The sequence below is a fragment of the Sphingobium sp. KCTC 72723 genome, from assembly GCF_014280435.1.
GTDB lineage: Bacteria > Pseudomonadota > Alphaproteobacteria > Sphingomonadales > Sphingomonadaceae > Sphingobium.
The window spans coordinates 2,671,387-2,687,529 of record NZ_CP060388.1; the positions used below are offsets into that span (position 1 = coordinate 2,671,387).

The 16,143-nt window shown below is 59.3% G+C and carries 13 protein-coding genes; 8 read left to right on the forward strand and 5 right to left on the reverse strand.

The annotated features are described in order from the left end of the window. Window positions 1–6 precede the first annotated feature (6 nt). Window positions 7–993, forward strand: coding sequence for an AAA family ATPase (locus SPBM01_RS13190; RefSeq protein WP_169573999.1), 987 nt, complete (start codon window positions 7–9; stop codon window positions 991–993). Window positions 994–1,003: 10 nt separating this feature from the next. Beyond that, on the forward strand, window positions 1,004–3,343 hold the full coding sequence (locus SPBM01_RS13195; protein WP_223177697.1) for a S8 family peptidase: 2,340 nt from the start codon (window positions 1,004–1,006) through the stop codon (window positions 3,341–3,343). A 529-nt stretch (window positions 3,344–3,872) separates the two neighbouring features. On the opposite strand, the gene SPBM01_RS13200 is transcribed toward SPBM01_RS13195, so the two are convergent. The 4 genes from SPBM01_RS13200 to SPBM01_RS13215 form a co-directional block, all read right to left on the reverse strand. Continuing rightward, window positions 3,873–4,211 (reverse strand): c-type cytochrome, encoded by a 339-nt coding sequence (locus SPBM01_RS13200; protein ID WP_235955075.1) that lies wholly within the window; start codon window positions 4,209–4,211, stop codon window positions 3,873–3,875. A gap of 114 nt (window positions 4,212–4,325) precedes the next feature. After that, complete coding sequence (locus SPBM01_RS13205; RefSeq protein WP_169574000.1) at window positions 4,326–4,847, reverse strand: GNAT family N-acetyltransferase; 522 nt, start codon at window positions 4,845–4,847, stop codon at window positions 4,326–4,328. After that, window positions 4,844–5,332 (reverse strand): response regulator, encoded by a 489-nt coding sequence (locus tag SPBM01_RS13210; protein ID WP_169574001.1) that lies wholly within the window; start codon window positions 5,330–5,332, stop codon window positions 4,844–4,846. Before SPBM01_RS13210 ends, SPBM01_RS13205 begins: the two co-directional genes overlap by 4 nt. 25 nt (window positions 5,333–5,357) lie before the next feature. Further along, complete coding sequence (locus SPBM01_RS13215) at window positions 5,358–6,296, reverse strand: lactate/malate family dehydrogenase (protein ID WP_235955076.1); 939 nt, start codon at window positions 6,294–6,296, stop codon at window positions 5,358–5,360. A gap of 483 nt (window positions 6,297–6,779) precedes the next feature. Here SPBM01_RS13215 and SPBM01_RS13220 point away from each other — a divergent pair, with 483 nt between their 5' ends. From SPBM01_RS13220 to SPBM01_RS13230, 3 genes are read left to right on the forward strand one after another with little or no spacing between them, the layout of a single operon-like run. Continuing rightward, window positions 6,780–7,850 (forward strand): sensor histidine kinase, encoded by a 1,071-nt coding sequence (locus tag SPBM01_RS13220; RefSeq protein WP_188062239.1) that lies wholly within the window; start codon window positions 6,780–6,782, stop codon window positions 7,848–7,850. After that, entirely contained in the window at window positions 7,847–8,902 is a 1,056-nt protein-coding gene (locus tag SPBM01_RS13225) for a L,D-transpeptidase (RefSeq protein WP_188062240.1), read from the forward strand. The genes SPBM01_RS13220 and SPBM01_RS13225 overlap by 4 nt, the downstream gene beginning before the upstream one ends. Beyond that, a complete protein-coding gene (locus tag SPBM01_RS13230) occupies window positions 8,899–10,245 on the forward strand; it encodes an APC family permease (protein ID WP_262504159.1) in 1,347 nt (448 codons plus the stop codon). Before SPBM01_RS13225 ends, SPBM01_RS13230 begins: the two co-directional genes overlap by 4 nt. A 5-nt stretch (window positions 10,246–10,250) precedes the next feature. On the opposite strand, the gene SPBM01_RS13235 is transcribed toward SPBM01_RS13230, so the two are convergent. After that, on the reverse strand, window positions 10,251–10,529 hold the full coding sequence (locus SPBM01_RS13235) for a DUF1971 domain-containing protein (protein WP_169574040.1): 279 nt from the start codon (window positions 10,527–10,529) through the stop codon (window positions 10,251–10,253). Between the two features lie 137 nt (window positions 10,530–10,666). Here SPBM01_RS13235 and SPBM01_RS13240 point away from each other — a divergent pair, with 137 nt between their 5' ends. The 3 genes from SPBM01_RS13240 to SPBM01_RS13250 all read left to right on the forward strand — a co-directional run bounded on the left by SPBM01_RS13240 (window position 10,667) and on the right by SPBM01_RS13250 (window position 16,064). Continuing rightward, window positions 10,667–11,638 (forward strand): 1-phosphofructokinase family hexose kinase, encoded by a 972-nt coding sequence (locus SPBM01_RS13240; RefSeq protein WP_188062242.1) that lies wholly within the window; start codon window positions 10,667–10,669, stop codon window positions 11,636–11,638. A 923-nt stretch (window positions 11,639–12,561) separates the two neighbouring features. Further along, window positions 12,562–14,058 carry an ATPase domain-containing protein gene (locus SPBM01_RS13245; protein ID WP_188062243.1) on the forward strand — a complete coding sequence of 499 codons (1,497 nt, stop codon included), beginning with the start codon at window positions 12,562–12,564 and terminating at the stop codon, window positions 14,056–14,058. Further along, window positions 14,055–16,064 (forward strand): ATP-binding protein, encoded by a 2,010-nt coding sequence (locus SPBM01_RS13250; protein ID WP_188062244.1) that lies wholly within the window; start codon window positions 14,055–14,057, stop codon window positions 16,062–16,064. Before SPBM01_RS13245 ends, SPBM01_RS13250 begins: the two co-directional genes overlap by 4 nt. Window positions 16,065–16,143: the final 79 nt, after the last annotated feature.

Genomic DNA, 16,143 nt, shown 5'->3' on the forward strand with positions numbered 1-16,143 from the left:
GATAACATGGCGCGCGGCGAGCTGATGAAAAGATTGCTGGCGAGTTACGGCCGGGACGAGGAGTTCCGGGCGGTCGCCGAGCAAATCATCACGGAAGAAGAAGCGAAGAACAACAAGGTGCTTGCGCGTTCGCTCCGGCGCTCGCTTGAGGTTGCCCCTCCCAAGGCCAGCCGACCGAAGGCGCTTGCCTCGCTCATTCCGTTTCCGGACGCCGCTGGCGATTTCATCGAGCTGGTCGAGCCGAGCCACAACAAGCAGGACATCGTTCTCTCAGCGGAGAATACCCGCATCTTCCTGGGGCTAATGGATGAGTTTCGGCGTGGCGAGGAAATTCGCCGACGGGGCCTTTCCGTTCGGTCCAAGATGCTGTTCTGCGGCCCGCCAGGCTGCGGGAAAACGCTCTGCGCAGAGATTTTTGCAGCCGAACTGGGCTTGCCCCTATATGTGGTCAAGCTCGATCGCCTGATCTCGTCCTACCTTGGTGAGACAGCGACAAATGTCCGCAAAATATTCGAATTTGCGCGCAAGCAGCCCTCGGTTCTGTTTTTCGATGAGTTCGATGCGATCGCCCGCGCGCGCGACGAGGGTGGCGAGCACAACGAACTGCGGCGCGTCGTCAACAGTCTGCTGATCTTCATCGATCGGATACAGCCGAAAGGCTATCTCGTCGCGGCGACCAATCTCGATCATTCGCTCGACGCAGCGATATGGCGTCGGTTCGACGAAGTTATCTGGTTCGACCGGCCCGATGCGCGCATGATTGCGCGCTTCCTCAAGATGAAGTTCAAGAATGTGGCAATTGCCTTCGATCCCGAGGATCATCTCTCGGAGCTTGAAGGCTATTCCTATGCGGAGCTGAACCGGATCTGTGTTCAGTCCATGAAGAGCGCGATTATCGATCGCCGGAAGCAGGTCGGGGAATCCGATTTCAAAGTTGCGGTCGCCGATGAACAGCGGCGGAAGCGTCGAACCAGACGCATGGCGGCGGACTGACCTCTACTAAATGGCCCGCTATGATCATTTGCAGCTGGTACGGCTGCCTGAGCGACTGCCGCGTCGAAAGACAGGCGGCGGCGGACCTCCGCCCCAGCGAGAGCCTGGTGGCCACAGCCGCAGACTCGGTGAAGAACTCGACCAAGCCGTGGAAGTCCAACGGCAGCGTCGACGCCCGGATGCGGTCAACCCTGCGCTGATCCTTCGCGTCAGTATGAGCGGGCCATTGCTGGAGGAGGAGTGGGCCAAGGTCGGATTGACCGTGCTTTCGAGCGACGAAGATCGGTCACTCATCCTGTTCGCCTCCAATGATGAACTGACTGATTTCCGGCGCAAGATGACAGCTTATGGTCAAGGCGTGCGTGGCGACCAAATCAATCCGTCCTATGCGGGCTTCATCGCCAACGTCGAAGGGATCGCCGCAGTAGCGCCGCGCGATCGCATTGGCCTTCGCGCACGCGAAGCAGCCCTCGTTGAGACAGAAGATTTCCAGCCTGGCACACAGTATATCGTCGATCTCGAACTCTGGGATCTCGGGCGGCGTGAGCTGCGGGAGCGAAAGCTGGACGAGATCGTCGCCTATGCTGAAGCGCTTGGTGCCGAAGAGCTGGATCGGCATATCGGCCCGAACATCACGATGGTTCGTCTGAGCGGTGATGGTCGAATGGTGCGTCCACTTCTTGCAATCGAAGAAATTGCTGAAATCGACTTCCCGCCCGAACCGGATTTTATGGAGCGCGACACGGGCGATCTGGCGATTGGAGAACTGCCTCCCGTCGAAGAATTGGCCGCCGATGCCCCGCTGATCGGCATCATCGACAGTGGCGTGAACGACCATCCGTTGATCGAGGACATCATCGCCGGTGCTATCGGAGTGCCGGCGACGCTTGGGACGGCCGACGATTGGGGACATGGTACGTTCGTTGGAGGCATTGCAACCTTTGGCGATCTTCGGGCGCAGCTCGGCAATGAAGCACTTGTACGAAATGCGCGGCTCTGTTCCGCCAAGGTCGTGGATGAGCGCGGGCGTTTTCCCAACAGCCGATTGGTCCCGCGCCTTATGCGTGAGGCCATAACCAGACTAAATGACGAGTTTGGGTGCCGCATTTTCGTGATCTCCTTGGGCGACCGCACCAAACTGATCGAGGGGACGAAAGTCGGCGTGTGGGCTCAAACGCTCGATGAACTGGTGCGTGAACTCGATGTAGTCATCATCGTTTCGGCCGGGAATCGGCATCCGCGCAGCCATTTGCGGGTTGAGGAGGCTGTGACCGAATATCCTTCCTACCTGTCCGAGCCTGCCAACCGACTCTGCGAACCCGCCGGCGGCATGAACATTGTGACGGTCGGCGCACTCGCCCACGGAAATGGTCTTCCAGCCGCAGCTGCGGGGACGGTCGGAATTCGGCCCATCACCGAGCGGCTCGAACCGTCCCCCTTCTCGCGCGCGGGGCCAGGCGCAAGAGGCGCCATCAAACCTGATTTTACGGATATCGGTGGAACACTGATTTACGACGGTACGACAAACCTCCTTCAGGGTGGTGAGGTCCGCCCGGAAGCCGGTGTCCTCTCGCTTCACCATCGCCCGGTGGATCGTCTTTTCGCAACCCGGTCCGGTACGTCGCACGCCGCGCCGCTGGTTGCCTATAAAGCCAGCCAGATACTGGGAAGATTCCCCGATGCCTCGGCTAACCTTGTACGCGCGCTTCTTGCCAGCAGCGCAACAGTGCCATCTGAGGCTGCACATCGTCTTGCCTTGTTAGGCGAGGTGCCGACCCGCGCGCAGTGCGGCTACGGAATGGTCGATGCCGAGCTTGCCTCCTATTCCGATGACAATCGTGTTGTCCTTTACGCGGAGGACGAACTCACGATCGACCATTTTGCGGTCTATCAGATACCGATTCCGCGACCATTCCAGACAGAACGTGGTCGTCGAACGATCCGCGTAAGCCTGGCCTACGATCCACCTGTGCGCCACAGCCGGCTCGACTATAATGGTGTCTCGATGAGCTTCCGGCTCGTTCGTGGGTGCGAGCCGGAAACGATTTTCGAGCATTACCGGCAACGCACGCAGGCCGAGGGACCGATCCCGGAAATGGCCAACCGCAACAATTGCACCTTATCTCCGTCATCTACAGCGCGCGAAAAATCGAGCCTTCAAAGCGCGTCCGTTACCTTCTCACGAGACGTCAGCAGTTACGGTGACGCCTACTATCTGGTCGTGCGCTGCGCGGGAGGATGGTCAGGGGATGTCGGCCAGCAAGGCTTCGCTATTGTTGTCGAAATCTCGCACGAGGCGGAATTAACTTTGTATGAGCGCCTGCGGCAGCAATTGCGGGTTCGCGCCTGATCGACTTCTGACTGGAACAACGTCAGGACGGCCCTCGCAGAGGCATATAGCAATCGTGCCGTGACCGAGGCGGCCCATCGATATGTTTGTGGGATCGATGACGGCGCGCCGGATTTTGTCCGCCGGCATTCTGGACGGGCCAGTGCGGGACACTTCTACGGCAGATAGTTGAAAATATTGCCACCGAGCGAGGTCACTCACGCGCGCGACGTTAAGGGGCTGAATTTTGAAAAGCCGCCCGTCCGCACCTGAGGATCGAAAATCAGCGGCTGAACGGCTATGAAGGGTCGGTAGGCGGCAGCTGCCACTTTTCTGCCGTTCTCGACAACTACGACATCCGACAGCTCTCGCCAGTTTCCGACGTTCGTGGGCCACCAGTGTCGCGCCTTTTGGCGGAGGATGCCGCCCCCCTATGTGTAAGGGACTAAAAGCGGACTTGCGGAAGCGAACGCGGCTGGGCTGGCAAAACGGATAATTGATCTCTTATACCGCGGCTTCCGGGGTTGGCATGAAAGGGCGGATTAGACCGTTATTCCATCGGCGAAAAACATGCGGCCATTGCAGCCTTGTCGGACGAAGGCTTGGCGCAGGGATTGAGATCCTCCAGATAGCCGACGATTTCGGTTATTTCCTGAGGTGTGAGTTTGAATCGGGGCATATTGCGATGCCCCACCTGTAAGCCCTTCAAGAATGATTCCCGCAGGGCATCGACAGGATAGCGGCGATATAAGGAACGAAATGTCGGCGCGTCGGGGTTGGTGCTGACGCCATCCGGTCCTGTTGCGTGGCAGCCTGAGCATTGCTGGTCGACAAGCTGACGACCTCCATGGGCAGGGGCCGCACCTGCCCAAGCGAGCACCCCGCTCATGAGGCCCAGGCATTGGGTTCGAAATCTCATTCGATGGTGTCCTTGCATGCTATGTCGGTGAGTTTTTGCTGGGCTAGCGGTCCCCGCGGCCGCCGGTCGAACCGCGTCTGCCTATCATCGGCGCCCAAGTGTGCGGCTGACCAACATCAGCGTGGAATCGCCGGGATACTCAGTGGCGATAAAGCCTTGGTCGCATTCGACCTCGATAGCGGCATGGTTGTCCCGACTCTCGATTGCTTCCAGCGTCCGCAACCCGATTGTCTCAGCGTAGCGCGCAATATGGGCCAACAACGCCCAGCCTATGCCTTGGCCCTTATAATCGGCGCGGATTGCAATCGCCACCTCGCCCTGCTCCAAGTCGGCGCCGTAAGCCAGCATTGCAGTCGCAACCATCCGGGACTGGTCCTGTGTGAACACAAGAAAGCTGTCGCTATTGGGTAGTGGGCATTCAAGCATCGTAATCTGCGCCTGGCTCACTTCCCTGATCCCGCTGAGAAATCGAAACCTAAGATCCACGGGGGTGACGTGGGCAAAGAAAGCCTTGATCGTCGGGCCATCACCGACGTGTGCGCGCCGGACATGAAAATGGGCGCCGGATCGGGTCGTGATCGGTGAGACATTTTCCGATTGCGTCATATCGTTTCCTCCGAGATTTGGCGGCTGCCCGTCTTCAGCGAGATGGCGCTGTCCAGCGCCACCGGCTTGGATGTTCGGCGGACGACAGGGGGAATGGCAGCGCGTACTCTGGCTGCGACCGAGGACAGCGCATCGATAAGCTGCGCTGGCCTAAATGGCTTGATCACCAGTTCGCTCATGGGCACGCCATAAGCCATCCATTCAGCCGCGGTCGACGAACTGGTATAGACGATCGGCATAGTGGATGCGTGCAGCCGAGCGCGGCGACCGATATTCCAGCCCGTCGAGCCGCGGCCGAGGCGCACATCTGTGACGACGCAATCAATATGCCCGTCGTCCGTCGCGATGCAGTTGAGGGCTTCCACGCCGTTATTTGCCAGCAGGATGTCAAAGCCTGCATGCTTGAGCATCTCGGCAACCGGTGTCCGCACGGACTTTTCATCCTCTACGTAGAGTAGGAGCTGATGTTTGGGATCGACCGCCATGGAACATTGCCTTTCGAGCGTCGGGTTACTCAGATGTCGTACGGCTTCTCGCTTCGTCGCGGAGCCAGGCTACTTCGTTCGATTGCGGCAGCCCGGCCTCCCGGACCTGAGCCTCCACCACGCCCTGGATCGTTAACGAGGACGATCGGAACGCTGCAGCCTCGTCAGCGTTGAGGAGCGGCGCTAGAACCTGCTCCACACCGTTTGCGCCAATGATGCAGGGCATGCTGATCGCAATTTCGTCAGCACCAGCGATTCCGTGCATGAGGGTCGAAATCGGTAAAACCGCGCGCTCGTTGCGGATTATTGCCTCGCAAATCCGAACGATGGCTGTCGCAATGCCGAAGGAGGTATACCCCTTGCCAGACACGATCGAATAGGCCGATTCACGCACAGCTTTCGCGACAGCGACGGTGTCAAGTATCGGGCGATCGGTCTGAAACTCCTGCAAGGGAATCCCGCCGATACGGACCGCAGAAAAAATCGCCACTTCGCTATCGCCATGCTCGCCCAGCACAACGGCATCCACAGCGGACGCTGCGACATTGAAGTGTGCGGCAAGCATTTGCCGCAGCCGGTTTGAATCGAGCAGCGTGCCGGTCCCGAGGACCTGGCTGGCGGGGAGGCTGCCAGAGTTGAACGCTATGGCTGTCATCACATCGACGGGGTTGGCCGCGATCAGTAAAATGCCATCAAACCCAGCAGCGTCGAGAGCATTGACACAGTCCCTCACGATTTGCGCGCTACGCGCAGCCACGGACAGACGGTTTTCAGCGCCATGGGTCGCCGCGCCTGCGGTGATGACGGCCACCTTCGCGCTCGCAGCGTCGTCATATGTGCCGGCCCAGATACGCGACGGTCTTGCCAAGGCGTTGGCATCCGACAAATCTGCGGCTTCGGCAGACGCCAATGCATGGTTGTCGTCGATGAGCACGATCTCGGGAAAGATGCCCCGGAGCATCATTGCGTAGGCAGCCGTTGCCCCGACATGCCCCGCACCGATTATTACTATCCGGTCCGTCGATTCCCTTAGCGTCATTGGCCGGCACCCGGTGGAACTGCCCGCCATGTCGTTCCGGGCGGCTTGACCATCGCGCAGCCGCACGTGCGGCATCTGCCAACGAACAGTCCGGCTTCCCAGTGCGTGCCCCGCGGATCGACCGAATGACGGCCGACCAATGTGTGGAGGCTCATAGCGGCATTCTGAATCTGGTCATGGCATTGCTCCGCCTTCAGGCGAGAGCGCTACCGTCCCTCGGTCACAGGATGCCTGCATCAGATCGGGTGATGCGCCATATATACCATGGCAAGGTCGGATGACCTAACGACACCTCCAATGAATTAGGCGGACCGCTCAATCAGGTGTAGAAGGATGTCACCACCGGTCCTCCTGGCTCGTCGGTGGCTGAGAGTCTCACGCTCCCGCCCGACGGAGCGAAAATCTCACATGAAACAGTTCGAGAACCTCGAAGACGCCCAGACCCTCGCCCTCGCGATCGTGGATACGATCCCAGAGCCGTTCCTCGTGCTGGACGACAGCTTCTCGGTCATGGCGGCAAGCCGGTCCTTTTATGAATGTTTCAAAGTCGACGCAGCCCAAACTCGCGGGCGATCCCTATTCGCTCTTGGCGACGGACAATGGGACATTCCGGCGCTGCGCCATTTGATAGCAACGATCATTCCGGGACAGCCTGCGATGGAAGGCTTCGAGGTCGAGCACGACTTCCCAGCAATCGGGCGCAAGGTCATGCTGCTGAACGCTCGGACTGTGACCTATGCAGGCAAGGACACCGCCAATATCCTGCTGGCGTTTCAGGATGTGACCCTCCGGCGCCAGATCGAGCAAGAGAAGGCTGCGCTCAATGCGCAGACCGAACATCTCCTCGCCCAGCAGCGCATCTTGTTCCAGGAAATGCAGCATCGGGTCGCCAACAGTCTGCAGATCATCGCCAGCATTCTCACGCTCAAGGCGGGATCCGTGACTTCCGAGGAGACGCGCCATCATCTGGAGGATGCCCGCGAGCGGGTCATGTCTGTGGCCGCAGTGCAGACGCACCTCAATGCATCCGAAGGTATCGACCGCATCGAAGTGGGTGCCTATTTGGTGAAACTCGGCAGCGGCCTTTCGGCATCCATGATTGGTGAGGGAAGACCGATTGTGCTCGATGTCGTCACAGACGAAAGCATCATTGCCTCGGCCGATGCCATCAGCCTGGGGTTGATCGTCACAGAGCTCGTCATCAATGCGATCAAATATGCCTTTCCGACTCCCCGACCCGACGCCCGCATTTTAGTTCAGTATGAAGTGCAAGGCAGTGACTGGTCACTGACGGTTTCGGATAATGGCGTAGGCAAGACCAGTGATGTGCCGCCAAGCAAAGGCGGCCTGGGCACTGCCATCGTCAAGGCCCTCGCAAAGCAGCTCGACGCTCGGATAAGCAGCACATCGACCCCTGCTGGGCTATCGGTCGCGATCACCCGCGCGACGTTTGTTGCACGCCTTCCGCAAGCGGCATGATCGCGCTGGCAGGTCGTCTTCCCAGCAATCATGCATACTTTGCAGCAGGCGTCGGCCACTACCGCCGCAAAGCTATAATATGGGCGCTCGGAGCATTCCTCATCAGCTCGGCCTATGCCGCAGCGAACGCTCAGGCGCCTATCCCCGTTGACGGACCGATTGAGCATCTAAAGGCCGGAGAATATATCTGGGCGCCCGAGATTGCGCCGGATGGACCGGTCACCATCATCGTCAGCCTCCAAACCCAGCGCGCCTACGCTTACCGGAACGGGGTGCCGATTGGCGTATCGACCGTGTCGACGGGCAAAGCAGGCTACGACACGCCAACCGGAATATTCACGATCCTGCAGAAGGAGGTCGATCACAAATCGAACCTCTATGCCAACGCTCCCATGCCGTTCATGCAGCGCCTGACCTGGACGGGCATAGCGATGCACGCGGGCAACCTGCCCGGCTATCCTGCCTCCCACGGCTGCGTCAGGTTGCCACTCGCGTTTGCCAAGCTGCTGTTTGAGGTCACCAAGCTAGGTCTCACCGTGGTCATCACCAATGATCCGCTGGCACCGGAGGTGGTCGGGACCCCGCCAATTCTCACGCCGCCGGGCGCAGAGCAAACTCCTGCACGAACGGCCTACCGCTGGCAGCCCGAGCGTTCCCCCACCGGGCCGCTATCGATCGTAGTTAGTGGCCGCGATCGCCGCATCGTCGTAATGCGGCGCGGCGTCGAGATTGGCTCGAGTGGCATTGACATAGACGGGGCGGTTGTCACGACTGAAGCCTTCACCTTCGCAGGCCTCGATGGGACACGCCTTCGCTGGCTGCGCCTTCCTTTGCCCGGGCAGGCCAATGAGACGAGCGAAATGACTGTTTCCGAGAGGGCGCGGGGGCATATGCCCGAAGCCTTTCGGCTCCTTCTTGCCGGGGCACTCGTTCCCGGTTCCACTTTGCTTGTAACACGCGAGTCCCTTCGCAGTGGGGGCACTGGCAAGGAGCTCACGCTGTTCACAGCTGAGGGCTCTGGCACCGGGACTACTAGCGATCCCAAGAAGTGACTGAGCTTAGGCGTACCATCGGTGGCGGACAGCTTCTGCTCTATGGTTTAGGCTCCATGCTGGGCACAGGCATCTATGGTCTCATCGGCAAGGCGGCCGGGACCATGGGTAGCGCCGTGTGGATGGCATTCCTCGTCGCCATGGTCGCCGCTCTGCTTACCGGCATCAGCTATGCGTCGATTGCATCGCGCTACCCCAAAGCCGGGGGTGCTGCTTATGCGACGCAGCGCGCATACGGTGCGCCATGGCTGAGCTACCTGGTCGGACTGACCGTCCTTAGTTCTGGCCTCGCCTCAATCGCGACCCAGGCCAAGGTCGTGGCAGAGAACTTGAATACGCTCGTCGGGTTCGACTTCGGGTTCACCGTTTTATCCAGCCCGACAGAGATAGTGCTGATCGGCGTCGTGTTCCTCCTGCTTTTAGACGGGATCGTGTTTCGGGGCATCACGACATCGGTCTGGGTGAACACAGCTTTCACGGTGGTTTCCGCACTCGGGTTGTTGCTTGTCATCGCGGTGGGCGCCCGTTTCTGGGGCCAGGCCGATCTTTTCGAAGTCCCTAAAATACCTGGGAATGCTCATGGCGATCTCACGCTCGGGCTGCTCCTACAGGGATCGATCCTGACGTTCTTCTCATTCCTTGGGTTCGAAGACATGCTCAACGTCGCGGAAGAGGTAGAGCGTCCCGAGCGCAACATGCCGATCGGCATCATTGGCGCGATGCTCACCGCATCGGTGATATACATGGCTGTCGCGATCACAGCGGTCTCCGTCGTGCCGTGGGCTGAACTTGCCAGCGCGCCGGGCCCGCTAAAACTCGTTGTTGAACGAGCCGCTCCTTGGTTTCCAGCAGTTGGATTCACCGTCATCACGATTGCGGCCGTTTCGAACACGGCCCTGGTGAACTACGTGATGGGCTCGCGGCTGCTCTACGGAATGGCTCAGCAGGGACTGATCCCGGCCGTTCTGGGCACGGTCCATATCACGCGCCGCACGCCGCACATCGCCATCGGGGCGCTGCTGGTCGTCGTTGTCGCGATGCAGTTCGTTGGGGACATAGCTCAGTTGGCAAGCGCCACGGTGCTGCTGCTGCTAGTCGTGTTCGCGTTGGTCAACGCTGCGCTGATCGTCCTCAAGCTGAGGGAAGGCGATATCCCTGGCTGCTTCAATGCGCCAATCGTCGTTCCGGTGCTAGGCGTCCTGATCTGCCTCGCGATGATAGCAGCGCGGATAGTGCAGGCCGACTGGTATGGGCCAGCACTGACCCTCGCTCTCCTGGTCGCGATCATGGTCCTCTATTTCGTCACGGCGAAGGCCAAGACGCCAAGCGCGGCGACGACATGAAGATATCATCCCCCGAGACGAGGCAGGTGATCGAAGAAGTCGACCTGCATTTCCATCGGGCCCACAGGTTCAACGAAGTGAGTCTGTTCGGGCAGAATGACCGCTGGCGCGCCAGGCGTGACCAGGATTTCGCTGGCCGGCTCCAAAATGGTGAGCTTGAGGGTTCCGCGAAGAACGCGGATGAGGCCCCACGTCCCCGCCTTGGTGCGGTGGTCGCGTCGCAGGGCCTTCGGCAAGGTCACTTCATCGAAGATCGGCGTGGACCGGTAAGGCTCATCAAGCATGTGCATGTCCTTCGTCACCGCCAGCAAGAAGCAGTAGCGAAACACCCGTTAGCAATCAGCAGGCTCGGTCAAGCTCCAAGGTACTCGGCCCAGTCCGCCCAACGCTACAGGCAGCGCCAGAACGGCAAAGGATCGATATGAAAAACATTGCCACCCTGACGATGAATCCCACGATCGACGTGGCCTACGAAGTGGATCAAATGGTCCATACTCACAAGATGCGCACGGTCGCGGAGCATTATTGCCCCGGCGGCGGGGGTATAAACGTTGCGCGTGTCTTCGTACGTTTGGGCGGTAATGCACGGTGCATCTACTTGGCCGGCGGTGCGACCGGTGACGCATTCGACGGCTTGGTGGATCTGCACCAGCTGGTCCACTCCCGCATTAGGATTACAGGGCATACGCGCATCGCAACGTCCGCTCTCGAGCTTGAAACCGCGAAAGAATACAGGTTCACACCGCAGGGTCCCACGGTCAGCGAAGCCGAATGGCGGGCTTGCCTGGATCTGATGGACGATGTGAACTGCGACATCATGGTTGCGAGCGGATCGTTACCGAGAGGCGTGCCGGCAAACTTCTACGCGCTTGTAGCAGCACGGCTGCGACGCCGCGGCATCGGAATGGTGCTCGACACGTCAGGCCCGGCATTGCGTGCGGGCCTCGCTGAAGCAGGCGGAGTCCTACTCGTTAAGCCAAGTCAGGGCGAGCTTGCCCAACTGGCTGGCCGAGAGCTTCTTTCGACAGAGGCGATCGCGGAAGAGGCGATGGCCATCGTGGCGCGCGGAGAGGCGGATCTCGTCGCGGTGACGCTCGGCCATCAAGGTGCGGTGCTGGCACGACGAGAGGGAACGCTTTACCTGCCGGCCCTCGACATCCAGGCAAGGAGCGCGGTGGGCGCAGGCGACAGTTTCCTTGCCGCCATGGTTTATGGATTAGCTTGCGACTGGGAGCCTGAACAAGCGTTCCGGCATGGCATCGCTGGAGGAGGCGCCTCTGTGTTAAACCCCGGGACGGGACTAGCCCAGCCAGCAGATATCTCTCGCCTCATGGCGCTTGTGCCAGTGGCTGACCCAGCGGGTCGAGTACCTTGGCCGGGAAGGGTGTTTTAGCATGAGCGCCGGGTCGTTGGGTACGGCCCGTTCCCTGTTCACTCGACTACGAGTTGTCGTTCTCACCTATCGGCCATTTCGGCAATCAACTCGGGATACCGATCTCAAACAAAGTTTCCTCGCGAACGTCGCGGTTTACAGGAGAGGCGGTGATCGCCGCTTCCTCGACGAAGCCATTACGGCCGGCGGCAAAGACGGCCGCTTCACGCTGGTCTATCGGTCTATCTGGAACCTGCCCTTGCGATACTGTCGGCGTTCGTCAATGACGTGCCCGTCAGCGCGGTCATTGCACGACCACCCGCTGCCGCAAGCTGCCCGTCGACGACCTCACGAGCTCGCGCTTCAGGAGTTGTGTTCACGAGTGACTTATCGCCACAGTCGCTAAGCCGAACAAGGCTCGTCTGTCCGCTCCTAGAAATGCCAAGATTTGCCGCCCGAGTTTGATACGTCTTGCCGATCATCGGCTTCGCGCAGCCCGGTCGGCAGCTTCCGTCAAGGATTGAAAATTCACCTTCTTATATAAACGACCGGTTCTGGTCGGCATCTGTTGAAAAAGCGGAACGTCTGCTGCTGGGGATCAAAAATCGGGCGCTGAGCGTCCGACAAGGGTCGAAGGTCACGGCTATGTAAATTAGACAGTCCCGGAACCGTCTGCCGCCCCGCGCAGAAGATTGTGACCTGCATTCCTCATATTGGCGACAAATCCAGTGTCATTTCGCTTTCGCGTTCCGCCGCAGAGACTGAGCACTACTGCGCCCAATTTGCCAGCGGGGCCGACGGTCGTTAGCGGCCGCGTCGTTCTCTTGCGCTTGGCCGATGCAGCGAAAGCGTTCCAGAAACGTATATAGCCCGGCAAGATGATCGATTTACGGCGGAGGTGCGAGCTGCATGGGGCGGTCCGCATAGGAGGGCACGAGAATAGCATGGTGGAACGTTCGACTGATTTGGCGCTGACTGGAGTAGGCGGCCTAGACGATATATTGGCAGGAGGCCTCACCCGTGGCCGTGTTTTCCTCCTCGAAGGCAGCCCTGGCACGGGCAAGACAACGATTTCCATGCAGTTTTTGATGGAGGGTGCCGCAAGGGGGGAGCGGTCGCTTCACATCACCCTGTCTGAAACCGAAGATGAAATGCGCGAGGGCGCCCAGTCACATGGCTGGGATCTCAAAGGCGTCGAGGTCTTTGAGCTTGTTCCGCCTGAAAGCCTTCTGGATGAGCAGCAGCAGCAGAGCCTGCTCTACTCATCAGACCTTGAGCTCGGCGAGACGACCCGCCGTATTTTCGAAGTGTTCGACCGGGTCAAGCCCGACCGCGTCGTGCTTGACAGCCTATCGGAAATTCGCCTGCTCGCCCAAAGTTCGCTTCGCTACCGTCGCCAGATACTCGCGCTCAAGCACTTCTTTTCGACGCAGAACGCAACGGTGCTGATGCTGGACGACCTGACGGCCGATGTGGCCGACAAGACCGTTCACAGTGTCGCCCATGGGGTCATTCGACTTGAGGAGCTCGCTCCGGATTATGGGCCAGAGCGGCGTAGACTCCGTGTAATCAAATACCGCGGGCGTCGCTTTCGTGGCGGCTTTCATGATTTCCTCATCGACACCGGCGGCGTGCGGGTTTTTCCGCGGCTGATTTCCGCTGAGCATAAGACCAGTTTCTCGCGCGACGTCGTCAAAAGCGAGTCTGCCGAACTGGACGCTTTGTTGGGTGGCGGTGTGGAACGTGGTTCCAGTGTCTTGGTTCTGGGGCCTGCTGGTACGGGGAAATCCCTGTTGGCTCTGACATTCGTTACAGCCGCAATCGCACGCGGTGAACGGGCAGCGATGTTCGTCTTCGACGAAGAAATCACGTTGTTGTTCGATCGGGCAATGACGCTCGGCATCGATATGCAGGCAATGGTCGATGCAGGTGACCTGCTGATAGAGCAGGTCGACGCAGCCGAATTGTCGCCGGGCGAATTTTCGCAGCGTGTCAGAACCTGCGTCGAGACGCATGGTGCCCGCACGGTCGTCGTGGATAGTTTGAATGGGTATCAGGCGGCGATGCCGGAAGAGAATTCGCTTATCCTGCATATGCATGAAATGCTGCAGTATCTTAATCGCAAGGGGGCAACCACCTTCCTGACGGTGGCCCAGCACGGCCTTGTGGGCGATATGCGGTCGCCGGTCGATGTCACCTATCTGGCGGACACGGTAATCCTGCTGCGCTATTTTGAAGCGCTGGGGAGGGTGCGGCGAGCCATCTCTATTATCAAGAAGCGCACAGGCGCCCATGAAGATACCATTCGTGAATATCGTATCGGCAGCTACGGCATCAGGCTTGGTGATCCGCTGACAGACTTTCAGGGCGTATTGCGCGGTGTGCCAACGTTTGTCGGTGACAAAGCCAACTCCCCGCTGCTCGAAGACGAACGCGGGTGATCCCCTTTCTCTCGGAACGGGCCGTGATACTCGCACCCAACGGGCGGGATGCCGTGATCGCATCTTCTCTGCTGCAAGACGCGGGAATCAGGTCAGTGGCAACCAGCTCCCTTGGCGAATTGATCGCAGAACTCCAAGTTGGGGCAGGGTTTGCGCTCTTGACCGAGGAGGGATTGCGCTCGGCCAATCTTGCGCCTTTGGCGCAATGGCTGGACGAGCAGCAGGAGTGGTCAGATTTTCCCTTTGTTCTGTTGACGCAGAAAGGGGGCGGCATCGAGAGGAATCCTGCCGCGAAGCGGCTATTGGACGTTCTTGGAAACGTTACGTTTCTCGAACGCCCCTTTCATCCGACCACCCTTGTCAGTCTTGCAGAATCCGCCTTGCGCGGGCGCAGGCGGCAATATGAGGCACGGTCGCGCCTTGAGGAGCTACACCGCGGAGCCGCAAAATATCGTTCGCTGTTCGAATCGATTGATGCGGGCTTCTGCATCATCAACATGGTTTTCGATTCTGCAGACAGGCCAATCAATTACATTTTCATCGAGGCAAATCCCGCGTTCGTTCGCCAAACTGGGCTGGAAGACGCTGTCGGAAAGTCCATGCAACAGCTGGTTCCGGCACACGAACAGCACTGGTTCGACATATATGGCAATGTGGCCAAAACAGGAGACCATGTTCGATTCGAGGAGCATGCCGAGGCCTTGGGCGACATCTGGTACGAGGTTTATGCTTTTCGCGTTGGCGACCCTTCGGCTGCGCAAGTGGCGGTATTGTTCAACGACATTTCGGAACGGCGGAAGATGGAAGACGCTCTCCGGGAGAGCCAGGATAGGCTCCGGCGCTTGAACGAGACGCTCGAGGAACGCGTAGATGAGCGGACGCGCTCACTCGAAATTGCACAGGAGGCTCTTCGTCAATCGCAGAAACTTGAAGCCATGGGGCAACTGACAGGCGGTGTTGCTCATGATTTCAATAATCTGCTCACCCCGATCGTTGGCAGTCTCGATCTGCTGAGGCGCAAAGGGGTCGGGACCGACCGTGAGCAGCGGCTGATCGACGGTGCGATCAAATCCGCTGATCGGGCACGAACGCTTGTTCAGCGCCTGCTGGCGTTTGCGCGGCGCCAACCATTGCAGGCGACCGCCATCGACGTGGACAAACTTGTCAGGGGGATGCGCGATCTCATCACCAGCACATGCGGGCCGCGCATTCAGGTGATCCTGAACATTGCCGAGGATCTGATGCCGGCGAATGCGGATGCCAATCAAATCGAGATGGCTCTCCTCAATCTGGCGGTGAACGCGCGTGACGCGATGGAAGAAGGAGGCACGCTCACCGTCAGCGCAAGCACGTGTGCAGTTGGTCCCGATAACCCTGTAGGGTTGATAAGACGCACTTATGTACGGTTGAGCGTCACCGATACCGGTTTTGGCATGGATCAGGAGACTATCTCTAAGGCCATTGAGCCGTTTTTCACCACCAAAGGGGTGGGGCAGGGGACTGGCCTTGGCCTGTCGATGGTGCATGGACTTGCCGCCCAGTTGGGAGGAGGCCTCGAAATCGACAGCGAGATCGGCCGGGGGACTGCAGTCCACCTCTGGCTCCCTGTAACTGATGCCTTACCCGGGAAGGCGCCTGCTGCCGACATAGAGATGTCTCAACAGGACCGGGGTGTGGTTTTGGTCGTTGATGACGAGGATCTCGTCCGGGCAAGTACAGCGCATATGTTGGTGGAACTAGGCTACTCGGTCCTTGAGGCGTGTTCTGGGGAGGAGGCGATCCGATTGCTCGACGGTCCTCAGGCTATCGATCTTCTGGTCACGGATCATATGATGCCGGGTATAAGTGGCACCGATCTTGCCGCGTACCTGCGTCGAACGAGGACGGACGTTCCAGTGCTGGTCATTTCCGGCTACGCAGAGGCAAACGGCATCGCGCCGGATTTGCCCAGGCTAGCCAAGCCATTCAAGCAGAGTGATCTCGCCAATAGTCTTGCACGGCTCTGAAAGCCCAGGAACTAGCGCGGCATTGCAGACTGTCTGCTCCTGAGAACGCGAATTTGTCCGCTGAGAGTCCGGTAAGGGT

Excerpts from the sequence above, each read along its gene's own strand:
- SPBM01_RS13245 (WP_188062243.1), top strand. The coding sequence starts at position 12,562 with ATGGTGGAACGTTCGACTGATTTGGCGCTGACTGGAGTAGGCGGCCTA.
- SPBM01_RS13190 (WP_169573999.1), top strand. The coding sequence starts at position 7 with ATGGCGCGCGGCGAGCTGATGAAAAGATTGCTGGCGAGTTACGGCCGG.
- SPBM01_RS13210 (WP_169574001.1), bottom strand. The coding sequence starts at position 5,332 with ATGGCGGTCGATCCCAAACATCAGCTCCTACTCTACGTAGAGGATGAA.
- SPBM01_RS13205 (WP_169574000.1), bottom strand. The coding sequence starts at position 4,847 with ATGACGCAATCGGAAAATGTCTCACCGATCACGACCCGATCCGGCGCC.
- SPBM01_RS13220 (WP_188062239.1), top strand. The coding sequence starts at position 6,780 with ATGAAACAGTTCGAGAACCTCGAAGACGCCCAGACCCTCGCCCTCGCG.
- SPBM01_RS13240 (WP_188062242.1), top strand. The coding sequence starts at position 10,667 with ATGAAAAACATTGCCACCCTGACGATGAATCCCACGATCGACGTGGCC.
- SPBM01_RS13195 (WP_223177697.1), top strand. The coding sequence starts at position 1,004 with ATGGCCCGCTATGATCATTTGCAGCTGGTACGGCTGCCTGAGCGACTG.
- SPBM01_RS13200 (WP_235955075.1), bottom strand. The coding sequence starts at position 4,211 with ATGAGCGGGGTGCTCGCTTGGGCAGGTGCGGCCCCTGCCCATGGAGGT.
- SPBM01_RS13235 (WP_169574040.1), bottom strand. The coding sequence starts at position 10,529 with ATGCTTGATGAGCCTTACCGGTCCACGCCGATCTTCGATGAAGTGACC.
- SPBM01_RS13215 (WP_235955076.1), bottom strand. The coding sequence starts at position 6,296 with ATGATGCTCCGGGGCATCTTTCCCGAGATCGTGCTCATCGACGACAAC.
- SPBM01_RS13225 (WP_188062240.1), top strand. The coding sequence starts at position 7,847 with ATGATCGCGCTGGCAGGTCGTCTTCCCAGCAATCATGCATACTTTGCA.